The 15,302-nt window shown below is 75.8% G+C and carries 18 protein-coding genes; 13 read left to right on the top strand and 5 right to left on the bottom strand.

Going from position 1 to position 15,302, the window contains the following annotated elements; translation table 11 throughout:
• Positions 1-40: 40 nt before the first annotated feature.
• Both KJP73_RS15485 and KJP73_RS15490 read right to left on the bottom strand, forming a co-directional pair.
• Complete coding sequence (locus KJP73_RS15485) at positions 41-376, bottom strand: cytoplasmic protein (RefSeq protein WP_213283768.1); 336 nt, start codon at positions 374-376, stop codon at positions 41-43.
• 94 nt (positions 377-470) lie between these two features.
• On the bottom strand, positions 471-1,175 hold the full coding sequence (locus KJP73_RS15490) for an Atu4866 domain-containing protein (RefSeq protein WP_213283769.1): 705 nt from the start codon (positions 1,173-1,175) through the stop codon (positions 471-473).
• Positions 1,176-1,370: 195 nt separating this feature from the next.
• Here KJP73_RS15490 and KJP73_RS15495 point away from each other — a divergent pair, with 195 nt between their 5' ends.
• The 8 genes from KJP73_RS15495 (at position 1,371) to KJP73_RS15530 (ending at position 8,550) form a co-directional block, all read left to right on the top strand.
• Complete coding sequence (locus KJP73_RS15495) at positions 1,371-2,198, top strand: SDR family oxidoreductase (protein ID WP_213283770.1); 828 nt, start codon at positions 1,371-1,373, stop codon at positions 2,196-2,198.
• Positions 2,195-4,132 (top strand): Na+/H+ antiporter NhaA, encoded by a 1,938-nt coding sequence (nhaA, locus tag KJP73_RS15500; protein WP_213283771.1) that lies wholly within the window; start codon positions 2,195-2,197, stop codon positions 4,130-4,132. Before KJP73_RS15495 ends, nhaA begins: the two co-directional genes overlap by 4 nt.
• A gap of 11 nt (positions 4,133-4,143) precedes the next feature.
• The gene (locus KJP73_RS15505) at positions 4,144-4,935 is read left to right on the top strand and encodes an SDR family oxidoreductase (RefSeq protein WP_213283772.1); all 792 of its coding nucleotides are present in this window, start codon (positions 4,144-4,146) and stop codon (positions 4,933-4,935) included.
• Positions 4,936-5,020: 85 nt separating this feature from the next.
• Positions 5,021-5,905: a helix-turn-helix transcriptional regulator gene (locus tag KJP73_RS15510; RefSeq protein WP_213283773.1), complete on the top strand. Its 885-nt coding sequence runs from the start codon at positions 5,021-5,023 to the stop codon at positions 5,903-5,905.
• A gap of 43 nt (positions 5,906-5,948) precedes the next feature.
• On the top strand, positions 5,949-6,485 hold the full coding sequence (locus tag KJP73_RS15515; RefSeq protein ID WP_213283774.1) for a hypothetical protein: 537 nt from the start codon (positions 5,949-5,951) through the stop codon (positions 6,483-6,485).
• Positions 6,486-6,651: 166 nt separating this feature from the next.
• Positions 6,652-7,431, top strand: a complete 780-nt coding sequence (locus tag KJP73_RS15520) for an SDR family oxidoreductase (protein WP_213283775.1) — start codon at positions 6,652-6,654, stop codon at positions 7,429-7,431.
• 127 nt (positions 7,432-7,558) lie between these two features.
• Entirely contained in the window at positions 7,559-8,125 is a 567-nt protein-coding gene (locus KJP73_RS15525) for a dihydrofolate reductase family protein (protein WP_213283776.1), read from the top strand.
• Positions 8,126-8,148: 23 nt separating this feature from the next.
• On the top strand, positions 8,149-8,550 hold the full coding sequence (locus tag KJP73_RS15530) for a pyridoxamine 5'-phosphate oxidase family protein (protein WP_213283777.1): 402 nt from the start codon (positions 8,149-8,151) through the stop codon (positions 8,548-8,550).
• Between the two features lie 21 nt (positions 8,551-8,571).
• On the opposite strand, the gene KJP73_RS15535 is transcribed toward KJP73_RS15530, so the two are convergent.
• The gene (locus KJP73_RS15535; protein ID WP_213283778.1) at positions 8,572-9,156 is read right to left on the bottom strand and encodes a DapH/DapD/GlmU-related protein; all 585 of its coding nucleotides are present in this window, start codon (positions 9,154-9,156) and stop codon (positions 8,572-8,574) included.
• Between the two features lie 59 nt (positions 9,157-9,215).
• On the opposite strand from KJP73_RS15535, the gene KJP73_RS15540 reads away from it, so the two are divergent.
• Positions 9,216-9,809 (top strand): YdeI/OmpD-associated family protein, encoded by a 594-nt coding sequence (locus tag KJP73_RS15540; protein ID WP_213283779.1) that lies wholly within the window; start codon positions 9,216-9,218, stop codon positions 9,807-9,809.
• A 142-nt stretch (positions 9,810-9,951) separates the two neighbouring features.
• A complete protein-coding gene (locus tag KJP73_RS15545; RefSeq protein WP_213283780.1) occupies positions 9,952-10,968 on the top strand; it encodes a diacylglycerol/lipid kinase family protein in 1,017 nt (338 codons plus the stop codon).
• Between the two features lie 14 nt (positions 10,969-10,982).
• Here the strand turns inward: KJP73_RS15545 and KJP73_RS19730 are convergent, their stop codons facing one another.
• The gene (locus KJP73_RS19730; protein WP_213283781.1) at positions 10,983-11,693 is read right to left on the bottom strand and encodes a GbsR/MarR family transcriptional regulator; all 711 of its coding nucleotides are present in this window, start codon (positions 11,691-11,693) and stop codon (positions 10,983-10,985) included.
• A 230-nt stretch (positions 11,694-11,923) separates the two neighbouring features.
• Here KJP73_RS19730 and KJP73_RS15555 point away from each other — a divergent pair, with 230 nt between their 5' ends.
• From KJP73_RS15555 to KJP73_RS15565, 3 genes are read left to right on the top strand one after another with little or no spacing between them, the layout of a single operon-like run.
• Positions 11,924-12,583, top strand: a complete 660-nt coding sequence (locus KJP73_RS15555) for a DUF4097 family beta strand repeat-containing protein (RefSeq protein ID WP_213283782.1) — start codon at positions 11,924-11,926, stop codon at positions 12,581-12,583.
• A 47-nt stretch (positions 12,584-12,630) separates the two neighbouring features.
• Positions 12,631-13,431 carry an ABC transporter ATP-binding protein gene (locus KJP73_RS15560; RefSeq protein WP_213283783.1) on the top strand — a complete coding sequence of 267 codons (801 nt, stop codon included), beginning with the start codon at positions 12,631-12,633 and terminating at the stop codon, positions 13,429-13,431.
• On the top strand, positions 13,428-14,225 hold the full coding sequence (locus tag KJP73_RS15565) for an ABC transporter permease (RefSeq protein ID WP_213283784.1): 798 nt from the start codon (positions 13,428-13,430) through the stop codon (positions 14,223-14,225). Before KJP73_RS15560 ends, KJP73_RS15565 begins: the two co-directional genes overlap by 4 nt.
• 4 nt (positions 14,226-14,229) lie before the next feature.
• Here KJP73_RS15565 and KJP73_RS15570 read toward each other — a convergent pair whose 3' ends face one another.
• Entirely contained in the window at positions 14,230-15,240 is a 1,011-nt protein-coding gene (locus KJP73_RS15570) for a serine hydrolase domain-containing protein (protein ID WP_213283785.1), read from the bottom strand.
• Positions 15,241-15,302 lie beyond the last annotated feature (62 nt).

The following is a 15,302-nucleotide window of genomic DNA, read 5'->3' on the forward strand; positions in this document are numbered from 1 at the left end:
TCCCAGGACGCCGCCAGGTGAGAGGCGGAGGCCCCGCTCCTCACCCGGCGGCGACCGACGCGCCCGGCTCCCGCGCCGCACCCTTCAGCTCGACGAACACGACGTGCGTGTCGGTGTCGCCGATGTTCTCGCCGGCGTGCTCCTGCGCCGGCAGCCACAGGGTGCTGCCGGCCTCCACCGCCACGTCACGAGAGCCACCGCCGGGCGCGTGCAGGCGTCGCCGGAAGGTGCTGAGCGCGTACATCACGCTGTCGGGGTGCTCGTGCGGATGGGTCCGGACGCCGGGCTGGTCGCGGTACTCGAGCACCCGCACCTGCTCGTTCTCGAAGACGACCACGTAGTGGTCCGGGTCGGTCGCACAGGGATCGAGACCCACCACGCACCTCCGTCGGCAGCACAGCCTGGGTCGAGCATGGCAGTGCGCCCGCCCGTTGACCAGGCCTCCCCCGCAGGAGCCGGCGTACTCGGTGTCAGGCCCGGCGGTGGAACCGGAAGTGCGCGTGGTGCAGCGTGGCGCCCCGCAGCGTCGCGTACGCCCAGAACCCCAGGTCGTCCCGGTACACGACCCGGTCGCCGTGCACCCAGAAGGACCCCTGGTAGGCGTGCCGCCGCCCGCCGCGGGTCTCGTCGTACCGGCCGTCGGCGCCGAGCTCCTGGAGGACGTCGGCCCGGTCGTCGTACCAGGCGCCGACGAGCGGGCTCTCGACGGATCGGGCCGCCCGCACCGCCGCACTCCGCCGCGTCCGCCCGCGGTCACCCCCTGGACGGCTGGGCGCGCCGTCGACCCACAGCGTCGCCTCGTCGTCGTACCAGACGACCTCCTCGAGCGGGCCGGGCCGCGTGGCCCGCGTCGGCAGCACGCCGAACGTCGCCGGGCTGCCGGGTGCCAGCGCGCCCACGCGGCGCGAGGCCGGTGCGGCGGCGGGCACCAGGGTCGTGCCCGCGCAGTCGACGACCCGGGCGCCCCGGCCGGCGGCGGCGACGAGGTCGTGACCGACCGCGGTCACGACGCCGTCCTCGATGAGCACGTCACCGACGGCCAGGTCGCCGACGACGTCGTCGAGCGTCCGGACCAGCGCACCGGTGAGGACGACGCGGGCAGCGTGCCCACCCCCGGCCGACGCGCGACCGGCGTCCTCCGCCGCCGCACCGTCGAGGTCGTCCTGCCGTGCCATCGCGTTCCTCTCCTCCGGACCCGGGGCCGGCCAGCCCGGCCGCTCCCCCGCGGTCACCGTCGCCCCGCGACGCCCTGCCAACCAGGCCGTGACGCACCCAGGCACGCCCGCCCGCGGCTCGGTTTCCTGGTGGTGCGGGGCCCACCCGCCCCCACACCGACGACGCAGAACCCCCCAGACAGGAGGTCGCGATCCATGGACCGCACGGGCACCCCGCTCCCCACGAGGACGGTCGTGGTCACCGGCGCCGGCAGCGGCATCGGCCGGGCCTGCGCCCGCCTGCTCGTCGAGCGGGGCGACGCGGTGGGCCTGGTCGACCGCGACCGCCGCGCCCTTCGGGAGGTGGCCGACGAGCTGGCCCACGCCGGAGAGCGGGTGGCGACCGCGGAGGTCGACGTCGCGGACGGGTTCGCGCTCCGCGAGGCCCGCGACGAACTCGCGGAGCGGCTGCCCGGGCCCGTCGACGCGGTCGTGGCCGGGGCCGGGACCATGGCGGGCGGCGCGTTCGCCGCGGGCGTGCCGGGCGAGTGGGCGGACATGATCGACTCCAACCTCACCGGGATGCTCCAGACCGCGCAGACCTTCGTGCGTGACCTCGCGCTCGCGGCCGCCGAGGGGCGCAGCGACCTGGTCGTGGTGGGCGCCATCGCCGGCACCGCGGGCTTCCCCCGGTTCGCGGTGTACTCGGCGGTCGAGGCGGCCGTCGGCCAGCTCGCCCGGACGCTGCGCGCCGAGCTCGGCGTCCAGGGGATCCGCGTGCACCAGGTGCAGCCCGGGGTCACGGGAACCCGGCTCGGGTCGGCGATGAGCGACCGTGCGGCGCGCAGGGAGTGGAGCGCCCTGCACCGCGACGTCCCCCCGGTCGACCCCACGGCCGTGGCCAGGGCGGTCCTGTTCGGGCTGGACCAGCCGCCGCACGTGACGGTCACCGACATGGTGGTCCTGCCCACCCGGCAGGACGCGGCGCTGCCCACGGTGCAGGGCACGCCCGAGCCCGCGCACCGGCGTTGGAGCCTGCGGTGACCGGCGCGGGAACCCGCGAGGGTGCGGTCCCCGCGCGGCTCCGCACCTCCCCCGCCGCCGCCGCCGCCGCCGCGATCCTGCTCGCCGCCACCGCCGCCGCGCTGGTCTGGGCGAACCTGCCCGGCTCGACGTACGAGGACTTCTGGCACACGCCGGCGGCGGTGACCGTCGGCGGCGCCGGGGTGTCCCTGGACCTGCGGCACTGGGTCAACGACGCGCTGATGGCGCTGTTCTTCTTCCTGGTCAGCCTGGAGGCCCGGCGGGAGCTCGCCGTGGGAGAGCTGCGCGACCGGCGGCGCGCCCGGGTCCCGGTCATCGCGGCCGTCACCGGGCTGCTGCTCCCCGCCGGCCTGTACGTCGCGCTGCTCACCTGGGCGGACGCGCCGCGCGAGGCCGTCTCCGCGTGGGGCGTCGTCATCTCGACGGACACGGCGTTCGCGCTGGGGCTGCTGGCCGTCGTCGGCCGCCGCGCCCCGGCCGCCCTGCGGCTGTTCCTGCTGACCCTCGCCGTCGTCGACGACGTCGGCGCGCTCGCGGTGGTCGCGCTGGCCTACACCGACGAGCTGCGGCTCGGCCCGCTCGCCGTCGCCGGCGCGGCCACCCTCGCCATCGCCGGGCTGCGGCACCTGCGGGTGTGGCGCGGGCTGGTGTACCTGGTGCTGGCCGCCGTCACCTGGGTCGCCGTGCTGGAGTCCGGCGTGCACGCGACCATCGCGGGCGTCGCGATCGGCCTGGCGATGCCCGTCTACCCGCCGCGGCGGGAGAAGGTCGAGGCCGCGATGGACGCCGCGGTGCGGTTCTCCCGGGCGCCGAACCCGCGACGAGGGCGCGACGCCGCCCTGCGGATCGCGCGCGCCGTGTCGGTGAACGAGCGGCTGCACACCCTGTACGCGCCCTACGTGAACCTCGTCGTGGTGCCCGTGTTCGCCCTGGCGAACGCCGGCGTCGCGCTGGACGGGCCGACCCTGCGCTCCGCGGCCGTCTCCCCCGTCACCTGGGCCGTCGTGGTGGGCCTCGTGGGCGGGAAGCTGCTCGGCATCACCCTCGGCACCCACGCGGCCGTCGCGCTGCGGCTCGGCCGGCTCGCCCCAGGTCTGCACACGCGCCATCTCGTGGCGGGCGGGCTCGTCTCCGGGATGGGCTTCACGATCTCGCTGTTCATCGTCGACCTGGCGCTGACCGACCCGGTGCTCCGGGCCGACGCGCGGATCGGGGTGCTCGCCGCCTCGGTGCTCGCCGCGCTGCTCGCCACGGGGGCGTTCGCGCTGGCCGCGAGGACGGACCGGCACCGGCACACCGCACCCGACCCGCTGATCCGGCCGGTCGACCCCGCCCGGGACCACCTGCGTGGCGATCCCCGCGCGCCCACCCGGCTCGCGGTCTACGCCTCGTTCGCGTTCCCGGACGCGGGCCGTGCGGTGGAGACCGTCGAGGAGCTGCGGTCCGAGCTCGGCGACCGGCTGGTGTTCACGTTCCGGCACCTGCCCACCGACGACCCGATCGCGCTCGAGGCAGCGCAGGCCGCGGAGGAGGCAGCGGCGCAGGGCCGGTTCTGGCCGATGCACGACGCGCTCGCCGCGCGCACGGGACGGCTCACCTCGCGCGAGGTGCGACGGTGCGGCGCCGAGGCCGGCCTGAACCTGGACCGCCTCGACGACGCCCTGCGGCGCGGCACCCACCTGGCCCGCGTCACGGAGGACGTCGCGGACGCGGCGACGATGCGCCTGCCGGGCCCGCCGGCGTTCTTCGTGGACGACCGGCGCTACGACGGCCCGGTCGACGTCGACGAGCTGCGGGCGGCGCTGCTGGCCGGCGCCGCCTCCCCCACGACCGACCCCACCGCGGACCCCGCCGCGCACCCCGCGGCGGACCCCGCGGCCGGCCCTGCCGCCGAGCCGCACCCCGACCCCGACCCCGATCTCGCCCGGACCTGAGGAGGACCACCGTGTCGCTGGTGCAGAACGCCCGCCTGGAGGACGACCCCTTCCCGCTGCGCGGCCGGACCGCTGTCGTGACCGGCGCGGCCGGCGGCATCGGCCAGGCCATCGCCCGGTCGCTGCAGCGCGCCGGTGCCCGCGTCGCGTCGATCGACACCCGCGAGTCCGTGCTCCGGGCCGACCGGACGGCCACCACCGCCCCCGGCGCGGACGCCCTGGGCATCGTCGCGGACGTGACCGACGTCCAGGCGCTGCACCGCGCCCGCGACACCGTGCACCGGGCCTGGGGGCGCGTCGACCTCGTCGTCGCCAACGCGGGCGTGATGTTCGGCGCCCCGTTCGAGCGCGCCTCCGAGGCGCAGTGGGCGCAGATGGTCGACGTGAACCTCGTGGGCTCGGTCAACACCGCACGGGTCTTCGTCGACGACCTGCTCCGGGCGGCGGACGAGGAGCTGGCCACCGACCTGGTGCTCATCGGCTCGGTGGCGTCGCACCTGCTGCTCCCGGAGTTCAGCGTCTACGCCGCGACGGCCGCCGCCCGCGCGCACCTCGCCCGAACCCTGCGAGCGGAGCTGTCCGGCCGCGGGGTGCGCGTCCGGCACGTCGAGCCCGGCACGACGCTGACCGCCCTCGGGTCGGAGATCGACGACGAGGTCGCCCAGGAGCGGCTCCGCCGGCTGCGCGCCGTGGAGCGGCCGCTCACCCCGGAGGACGTGGCGCACTCCGTGCTGTTCGCCGCGTCGATGCCCGCGCACGTGAACGTCGCGGAGATCGTCGTGATGCCGACGCGCCAGGTGTGACGCGGGCGGGTGTCGTCGCAGGTCACCGGCGCGCCGGCGGACGCCGAGCCTTGCCGCGGGCGGGACCCGCGGCTAGTTTCACCGCATGGCGAAGGGGAACGAGCTGGGCAGCTTCCTGCGTGCGCGGCGGGCCGCCACGTCCGTGGCGGACGTCGGGCTGCGGTCCTACGGCGCGCGGCGCGTGCCCGGTCTGCGCCGCGACGAGGTCGCCCAGCTGGCCGGCGTGAGCGTCGACTACTACACGCGCCTGGAGCAGGGGCGTGAGACCCGGCCGTCCGCCCAGGTGGTCGACGCGCTCGCGCACGTGCTGGGCATGGACGCCGCCGACCACCGGCACGCGTACGCGCTCGCCCAGCTCCTGTGGGTGCCGCCCCTGCCGGACGCGCCGCCCCCCGTCGACCCCGCGCTCGTGCGGCTGATGGGCTCCTGGCCCGGGGCCGCGTGCTTCGTGCTCGATCCGGTCCTCGACATCCTGGCGATCAACCCGCTGGCCGAACGGCTGTTCTCCCCGTTCGCGGCGACGTCGAACCTGGTCGAGATGGTGTTCCTCGACCCGGCCGGGCGGACGTTCTACACCGACTGGGACCGCGCCGCGACGAGCTGCGTGGCGAACCTGCGGGCCACCTCGGACATCCACGTGGGCGCGCGGCGCCGCGAGCGGCTCGTCCAGCGCCTGCACGACGGCAGCCCCGAGTTCGCCCGGCTGTGGACGGCGCACGAGGTCACGCCCAAGACCCACGACTCCAAGCAGCTGCACCACCCCGAGGTCGGCACCCTCACCGTGGACTTCGACGCGCTGGAGGTGGCCGGGATGCCGGGGCACCAGCTGGTCGTCTACCGCGCCGAGCCCGCCACGGTGGACGGGCAGCGGCTCCGGGCGCTGGAGCTGGCCCTGGCCGAGCCGGTGACCGCCGAGCCGGCGCCCGCTGATCCGCTGCCCGCCGCGCTGGAGGGCGCTGGGGAGCAGTAGCGCGGCCAGGTTCGCGCCCGCCGCCCCGGCCTAGCGTCGAGGCGTGCACCTCGACGACCCCGGGGCCGGCGACGTCGCCGCGATCCTCGGCGACGCCCTCGGCGTCGTGCGCGCCACGCACCGCTGGCGCGCGCTGCACGCGCCGCTCGGCGTCGTGACCGACCTGGCGAGCGCCGTGTTCACGCACCCGTCGGCGGCGTGGTTCTACCTGGACCTCGCCCAGGTCCAGGTCGCCGTGGTCGCGCAGCTCCGGGCGCGCGCCACGTCCGGCGGGCCCGACGCACCCGGCACGCCCGGCGCGTCCGGCACGCCCGGCGCTCGAGGCGACGGACCGGTGCCGCCGTCAGCCGTGGGGCTCGCCGCCCGGAGCGAACGGTTCCGCGCCCTCTGGTCGGGACTCGCCGTCGCGCACCGGCCGCGGACGCCCTACGAGGTGCGCCACCCCGCGCTGGGCGTGCTGCGGCTCGACCGCGTGACCGTCCGGCAGCCCGACGGGACGTGGTGCGAGCGCCTCGTGCCGCGCCCCGGCGATCGCGGGGACCGGGACGCGGAGTCCCTGGCGCTGCTCGACCTGCTGTGAGAGCCCGGACGGGGGGCCAGGGCGCTGCCGCAACTCGAGAGCCTGGCCGCGACGCTGCCTGGTTCGCCGGGCACCGCCCGGCCAGGCTCGACGGCAGGTCGCGACGCACCGACCCCGGCGGGGCCACCCGCCCCGTCCGGACCAGCTCGACGAGAGGAACCCGCCCATGTCCACCATCGTCCTGACCGACGCCGCCCTGGCCGGTCGCACCGCCGTCGTCACGGGAGCCTCCAGCGGCATCGGCGAGGCCACCGCCGAGCGGCTTGCCGCGCTCGGCGCCCGGGTCGCGGTGCTCGCCCGGCGCAAGGACCGCCTCGACGCCCTGGCCGAGCGGATCACCGCCGCCGGCGGCACCGTCCTCGTCCTGCCGACCGACGTCACCTCCCGCGAGGAGGTCTCCGCCGCCGCCGAGGCGATCCGTCGCGAGTGGGGGCACGTCGACCTGGTGTTCGCGAACGCGGGCGTGCAGCTGATCTCGGAGATCGACGCGCTCGAGGTGGCCGACTGGGAGGCCCAGATCGACCTGAACATCAAGGGCGTGATGTACACCGTCGAGGCGTTCGTCCGGTCGCTGGAGGCCGCCGCGGCCGAGGGCCGCCCCGCCGACCTCATCACCACGTCCTCGATCGCGGCCACCCGCGTGCTCGAGAAGTTCTCCGTGTACTCCGGCACCAAGGCGTACGTGAGCCACCTGACGCGGCTGCTGCGCACGGAGCTCGGCCGCAAGGGCGTCCGCGTCGCCACGGTGGAGCCGGGCATGGTCGACACGGAGCTCCCCGACCACGTCACGGACCCCGACGCGAGCCGCCTCATGGCGGACCTGCTGCGGGAGATCGACTGCCTGCAGCCCGCCGACGTCGCGGAGACCGTGGCGTTCGTCGCCGCCGTCCCGCGGCACGTGAACCTCACCGAGATCACGATCCTGCCGACCGCCCAGGCGGTGTGACGACCCGCCGCCGACCGCGCGCACGACGACGCCCCCGCCGGACCGCGGCGGGGGCGTCGTGCCGCCCGGACCAACCAGCAGGCCGCCGCCCGTCGACCGCGGCGGCCCCGTTCCCTACGGTGGGGCGATGGGGCGCCTGATCTACTCGATGTTCACCTCCCTCGACGGCTACGCGTCGGACACGTCCGGCAGCAGCGACTGGGGCGGTGCCCTCGACCCGAGGCTGCACGACTTCGTGTCCGAGCAGACGCGGTCCATCGGCACGTACCTGTACGGCCGCCGGATGTACGAGACGATGTCGTACTGGGAGACGGCGCTCGACCAGCCGGACGCCCCCGAGTTCGTCCGCACCTACGCCGGTGTCTGGCAGGCCGCGTCCAAGGTCGTCTACTCCACGACGCTGGCCGCGCCGACCACCGCCCGGACCACGCTCGAGCGGACGTTCGACCCCGAGGCCGTGCGCGCCTCGGTGGCGGCGCTGGACCACGACGCGTCCGTCGACGGCCCGACGCTCGCCGCGCAGGCGCTGCGGGCAGGGATCGTCGACGAGGTGCAGCCGTACGTCGCGCCGGTGTCCGTCGGCGGCGGTCTGCGGTTCTGGCCCGAGGACCTCCGGCTGGACCTCGAGCTGCTGGAGCAGCGGCAGTTCGAGAACGGCACGCTCTGGCTCCGCTACGCCGTCCGACGCGACTGAGCCGGCCGACGTACGCTCCGCACGTGCTGCACCTCTCCCCCGTCCGGCTCGCGTTCGTCACCGACCGCCACCTGGCCACCCTCACCACGCTCCGGCCCGACGGGACCCCCCACGTCGTGCCCGTCGCCTTCACCTGGGACGCCGACGCGGGCGTCGCCCGGATCACGACGCGCCGGCACACCGCCAAGGTCGCGAACGCGCGGCGCGCCCCGGGCGAGCCCCTGGGGCGGGCGGCGCTGTGCCAGGTCGACGGCCGCCGCTGGCTGACGCTGGAGGGCACGATCGAGGTGGTCGAGGACCCCGTCGAGATCGCCGACGCCCTGCGCCGGTACGGCGAGCGCTACCGGCCGCGTGAGTACGACCCGGAGCGCGTGGTGCTCCGCGTCGCCGCGGACCGGGCGATGTCGTCGTCGCACCTGGCTTGAGCACGCCCGACCCGGGGCGTACTACCCGCCCGCGGCCTCGAACCCCGTCATCCGGACGAGCCGGGCGGGCACGCCGGCGACGATCGCGTTCGCCGGCACGTCCCGGGTGACGACCGCACCCGCGCCGACGATCGCGCCGTCCCCGATGGTCACACCGGGTACGACCGTCACGGACGCGCCGAGCCACACCTGGCGGCCGATCACCACCGGTGCGGGCACCATGTCCGCGCGACGGGCGGGGTCGACGGCGTGGTTCAGCGTGGTCAGGGTGCTCCCGTGCCCGATGAGCGTGCCCTCGCCGATGCTGATGCCGCCGGTGTCCTGGAACCGGCAGCCCTGGTTGATGAAGACGCCCCGGCCGAGCCGCAGGTTCTTGCCGAACTCGCTGTAGAACGGCGGGAACACGGTCACCGACTCGTCGACGTCGGTCCCGGTCAGGCGGCTGAGCAGCGCCCGCACCTCCTCCGGCGTCCGGTACCCGGTGTTGAGCTCGGCGACCACCCGCAGCGCCTCCTGGGCCGCGCCGTGCATGAACGCGTGCGCCGGCGACCCGCCCTCGATCAGGGCGCCGCGGTTGACGTGGTCCAGGAAGTCGCTCAGCTCCATGCCCCGATCCTGGCACCGGACCCGCCACGGCGAGCGCAGCGCCCCGTACGATCCGCGTCATGCCGGACCCCGACCGCGCCCCCGCTCCCCCGCCGGCCACGCTCACCGTCCCCGACGTGTCGGCCTGGCGCGCGTGGCTCGACGCGCACGAGGACGACCCCGACGGGGTGTGGCTCGTCCTGGCCAAGAAGGGCACGACGTCCCCGACGTCGCTGACCTACGCCGAGGCGCTCGACGAGGCGCTGTGCAGCGGGTGGATCGACGGGCAGAAGCGCGGCCACGACGACGCCACGTTCCTCCAGCGGTTCACCCCGCGCCGGGCACGGTCGCTGTGGTCGCAGCGCAACATCGAGCACGTCGCGCGGCTCGTCGCGTCCGGCCGCATGCGCCCGCGCGGAGCCGCGGAGGTCGAGCGGGCCCGCACCGACGGCCGCTGGGACCGCGCGTACGCCGGCTCCGCCGCGGCGGAGGTGCCCGACGACCTGCTGCGCGCGCTGGCCGCCGCCCCGGACGCCCTCGCGCGGTTCGAGGCCCTGAGCCGCCAGGAGCGGTACTCCGTCCTGCACCCGCTGATGACCGCGGCGACGCCGGAGACCCGCCGGCGGCGGCTGGAGCGCGCGGTCGACCGGCTCGGCGGGCCGCAGGAGCCCTGACCCGTCGGGGTGACCCGGTCCGTGGGGCCGCTCTCGACGCGCCACGAAGCCGTCGCCGTGGTCCACTGCACCGAGCTGCGGGCCGACGCCCGCCACCGTCCCCCCTGCGCGGGGCGACACCACCGCACCTGGAGGAGCACCGATGACATCGACGAGCGCCGTGGGTCCCGCCGGACCGCCCGCCGGGGCCCGTGCGCCGGAGCCGGAGCCGACCGTCACGACGCAGGACGCCGGGCCGCTGCGCTCGGTCGTCGTGTACAACCCGGTACGCGTCACCGACCTGGACGACCGGCGGGCGGCCGTCGAGGCGGCGCTCACGGCCGCCGGCTGGCCGCTGCCGGAGTGGGTCGAGACCACCCAGGACGACCCCGGCGCCGGTCAGGCGCGGCAGGCCGTCGAGGACGGGGCGCAGGTCGTGTTCGTCTGCGGCGGCGACGGGACGGTCCGGTCGTGCGTCGAGGGCCTCGCCGGCACCGACGCCGCCCTCGCCGTGCTGCCCGCCGGCACGGGCAACCTGCTCGCCGCGAACCTCGGGGTCCCCGACGACGCGGGCGCCGCGGTGCGCCTCGCGACCGAGATGGGGCGCCGCCGCATCGACGTCGGCGAGGTCGACGGCCGGGCGTTCGTCGTCATGGCGGGCATGGGCTTCGACGCGGCGCTGCTGGACGACGCCTCGACGACCCTCAAGGCGAAGGTCGGCCCGATCGCGTACGTCCTCTCGGCGCTGCGCCACCTGCGGGACCGCCGGATGCACGTCGAGGTGTACCTGGACGACCGTCCGCCGCTGCGCCGCCGCGCGCGCTCGATCCTCATCGGCAACGTCGGCCGCCTGCAGGGCGGGGTCCGGCTGCTCGCCGACGCCGAGCCGGACAACGGCCAGATGGACGTCGCCGTCCTCGCGCCCCGCTCGCTGCGGCACTGGGTGCAGACGTCCTGGACGGTGCTGCTGCGCCGTCGGGACATCGCCCACATGGACGTGCTGCGCGCCAGCCACATCCGGGTCGTCAGCACCCGGGAGGAGGCGCGCCAGCTCGACGGCGACGTCATCGACCCCGGTCGTTCGCTGACGGTGACGGTCCGGCCGGCGGCGCTCGAGCTCTGCGTGCCCCAGCCGGAGCGCAGCCCCGACCTGGCGGAGGGCTCCGGCCGCCTGACCTGACGCGCCCGGCGGCGTCAGGACGGGCGCGGGGCGCCGCCGAGCAGGATGTCCCGGGCCTCCTCCGCGGCGCGCAGGATGCTCGCGCTGACGAAGTCCATGAACCGGGCCATGTTCTCGAGCCGGTCGCCGGCGGGCGTGTCCCGGCCCAGCAGCTGCACGCCCTGCCGGGCCGTCTCGGCGAGCTCGGCGTTGTTCCGGACGGTGGCGATCATCGACTGGTACCAGACGTCGCCGTCCGCGACGTAGCGCTCCCGCCGCCCCTCCCCCTTCTCGCGGGCGACGAGGCCGTGCACCTCGAGCACCGCGATCGCCTTGGAGATGGACGACGGGCTGACCCCCAGGCGCCGGGACAGCTCCGCGGCGGTGAGGCTGCCCGCGTTGGTCGTGTAGAGGCAGGTCAGCACCCCGGCGGCCGTGCGCGGCATGCCCGACTGCATCATCAGCGTCGTGAACGTCTCCTCGTACTCGCGCAGGGCCTCGACCTCGGGCGCGGGGGCGTGCGACCGGGGCGGCACCGTGGCGCCCCGGCGGTGGGCGCGGCGCTCGGTCGCGCGGTGGGCGAGGTCGGCGCGGTAGGCGCCGGGGCCGCCGTTGCGCGTCACCTCCCGCGTCACGGTGGACGTGGGCCGGCCCAGGCGGCGCGCGATCTCCGCGTACGCCACGTCGTCGGCCAGACCCAGGGCGATCTGCTGACGTTCCTGCTTCGTGAGCCTGCCTCCGGGCACGGTGCCCCTCCTGTCGTCGGGACGCCCACAGTAGCGTTCTCCGCACCCGGATGCAACGGGGTAGTGGCGGCGCTGTTGCGTTGTCGCTGAGCACAGCGCAACGATTCATGCCCGCTGACCTGCGTTGTTGTCGATCCAGTGCAACAACGTCGTTGCCTCGGCGCGAAACGCTCCGTAGCGTTTCGCTTGTCCGAAACGCCGCGAACCACGTCTCCGAGGAGCTGAGCCCGATGCAGACCTTCCCCACCCCCCACCCGATCTCCGCGGTGGTCGACGTCCCCGCCGGCCGGGTCCGGCTCGTCGCCGCGGACCGGGCCGACACCACCGTCGAGGTCCGGCCCGGCGACGCCGCCCGGGGCCGGGACGTCAAGGCCGCGGAGCGCACCACCGTCGAGTTCCGCGACGGCGTCCTGCGCGTCGCCACGGCCGCCCGCACCGAGGTCTTCGGCCCGTCCGGGACCCTCGACGTGACGATCCACCTGCCCGCCGGCTCCGCGGCCGAGGTCCTGGGCAGCGCCGGGACGGACGGCGTCGGGCGGCTCGGTGACGTCACCGTCCAGGGGTCGTCCGACGGGATCCGGCTGGACGAGGCCGCCACCGTCCGGCTCTCCGCAGCCGCCGGTGACGTCGTCGTCGGCCGCCTCACCGGCCCCGGCGAGGTCAGCACCACGCAGGGCGACATCCGGGTCGCCGAGGCCCTGGGCGGCACGCTCGAGCTGCGGACGCAGCAGGGCGACATCACGGTGGGCGCCTCCGCGGGGGTCCCCGCCGCCCTGGACGCCGGCACCGGCCTCGGCCGCATCAGCAACGCCCTGCGGAACGACGGCACCCCCGTGCTCGACATCCGCGCCACCACCAGCCAGGGCGACATCACCGCGCGCAGCCTCTGAGCCGCGCACCGGTCGGTCCGCCCGTCCCCCGCACCCAAGGAGCACCCATGTCCGTCACCGCCCGTGGACCCGCCGTCGAGGTCACCGGTCTGCGCAAGTCCTACCGGTCGAGGTCCGGGGAGCAGCTCGTCCTCGACGGGCTCGACCTGGTCGTCCCCGCCGGTACCGTCACCGCCCTGCTGGGCCCGAACGGCGCCGGCAAGACCACCGCCGTCGGCGTCCTCACCACCCTCCTGCGTGCCGACGCCGGGACAGCCCGGGTGGCCGGTCACGACGTCGTCCGGGAGCCGGACGCCGTCCGCGCCGCCATCGGCGTCACCGGTCAGATCACCGCCGTCGACGACCTGCTCACCGGCGCCGAGAACCTGCGCCTCATGGCCGACCTGCACCACCTCGGTCGGGCCGCCGGGCGCCGGCGGACGGCCGAGCTGCTCGAGCGCTTCGGCCTGACGGAGGCGGCGGGCAAGCCCGTCGCGACCTACTCCGGTGGGATGCGGCGCAAGCTCGACCTGGCGATGACGCTCGTCGGTGCGCCGTCCGTCGTGTTCCTCGACGAGCCGACCACCGGTCTCGACCCCCGGAGCCGCCGCACCCTCTGGGACGAGGTGCGGGCGCTCGTCGCCGGGGGCACCACCATCCTGCTCACCACGCAGTACCTGGAGGAGGCCGACCAGCTCGCCGACTCCGTGGCCGTGCTGACCGGCGGCCGCATCGTCGCGCAGGGCACGCCCGCCGAGCTCAAGCAGGTGCACGCCGCGGGCTCGCTCGACGACGTGTTCCTCGCGCTCACCGAGCCGCCCGCCGAGGCCGGCACCGACCCCACGACCGAGAAGGAGAACATCCGATGACGACCGTCGCCGACGTCGTCACCATGGTGCGCCGCAGCCTGCTGCGGGCCGTGCGCTACCCGGGGCTGACGGTGTTCCTCGTCGTCGGGCCCCTCGTGATGCTGCTGCTGTTCGTCTTCGTGTTCGGCGGCGCGTTCGGTGCGGGCGTGGCCGCCGGCGTCACGCCCGGGGCCGAGGGCCGCGCTGCCTACCTCGACTACATCACGCCCACTCTGCTGGTGATCACGGTGGTCGGCGGCGCGACGTCGGTGGCCACCAGCGCCGCCATGGACGCCGCCGGCGGGATCATGGCGCGGTTCAGGACCATGGCCATCGCTCCCGGGTCCGTGCTCTCCGGTCAGGTGATCGGCTTCCTGCTGCAGGCTCTGGCCGCGCTGGTGCTCGTGCTGGGCGCCGCCCTCGCCATCGGCTACCGGCCCGAGGCCGACGCGCTCGACTGGCTCGCGCTGCTCGGGCTGTTCGTCCTGCTCGGGCTCGCGCTGAACTGGCTGTGCGTCGCCATGGGCCTCAACGCGCAGAGCGTCGAGACCGCGAGCAACCTGCCGCTGGTGCTCCTGCTCCTGCCGTTCCTGGGCAGCGGGTTCGTGCCGGTCGACACCATGCCGTCGGCCGTCCGGTGGTTCGCCGAGCACCAGCCGTTCACGCCGATCATCGAGACCACGCGTGGCCTGCTCGCGGGCGGCGAGGGGCTCGAGGGATCGGTCGCCGTGCAGGCCGTGGCGTGGTGCCTGGTGCTCGGGGTCGCCGGCTACGCGTGGGCCCGGTCGCTGTACCGCCGGGAGCGCCGGGTCTGAGGCGTCACGCGCCCGGCGCCCGCATGACCGGCCAGGCGCCGTCCGAGGTGTTGCCGAGGACGGTGACGGTCACGCCGGTGCGGGGGTCGTGCCGGGTGCGGGCGGAGATGCCGGCGTCGTAGCCCTCGAGGACCACGTCGGCGGAGCGGTCGGTGGACGCGTCGCCGAGCCAGAACCCCCGCCCGTACCGGCGCCCGTCCTCCAGCCGCGTGACCGGCTCGGTGAGGTACGCCACCGTCTCCGCCACCACGATCCGCCCCGCCGTGAGCGCCCGCCAGAACGCGGCCAGGTCGGCGGCGGTGGTCACGAGGCCCCCGTCACCGGTGCCCCGGACCGGCAGGTGCAGCGCGTTGGTGCGGGGGCCCTCGTCGTGCAGGTAGTGGACCGCGAGGTCCTCGGCCGGCTCGTCGGTGCGGGGGAACCCGGTGCGGGACATGCCGGCCGGCGTGAGCACGCGCTCGGCCACCAGGTCGGGGAACGGGACGCCGGCCACCCGCTGCGCGACGAGCGCCAGGACGACGAACCCGCTGTTGTTGTAGGCGAACGTCGTCCCGGGCTCCGAGACCTGCGGGTGCCCGTCGAGCATCGGCAGGTACGCCTCGGTGTCGTCCAGGACGTGCGGCGGCAGGGTCAGCACGTAGTCCGTGATGTCACCGTCCGCCTCCTCGTCCAGGTAGTCGCCGATGCCGGACGTGTGGCTGATCAGCTGCCCGACGGTCACCCGGTCGTCCACGAGCGGCAGGTCGCTCCCGAGGACCGGCCGCACGGGGTCGTCCCAGGCCAGCCGGCCCTCGTCGACCAGCGAGGCCGCCGCCAGGCCGGTGAAGCCCTTCGCGATGCTCGCGACCCCGAACCGGTGCTCGACGGAGGCCGGGAGGCGACGTGCCCGGTCCGACCAGCCGTACGCGCGGGCGAACAGGACCTCCTCGCCCCGGCTGACGTGCACGACGCCGCTGAACCCGGTCGCGACGGCGCGGGCGTCCAGGGTCGGGCCGAGGTCCTCGGGGCTGCTCATCCCGCGACCGTAGTGAGCCCGGCGCCGCGGACGCCATCGCATTGCCGCCGCGCGGGGCGGTT

Origin of the sequence: Cellulomonas hominis (genome assembly GCF_901521055.1) — a bacterium.
In the GTDB taxonomy this organism is placed as follows: Bacteria; Actinomycetota; Actinomycetes; order Actinomycetales; family Cellulomonadaceae; genus Cellulomonas; species Cellulomonas endometrii.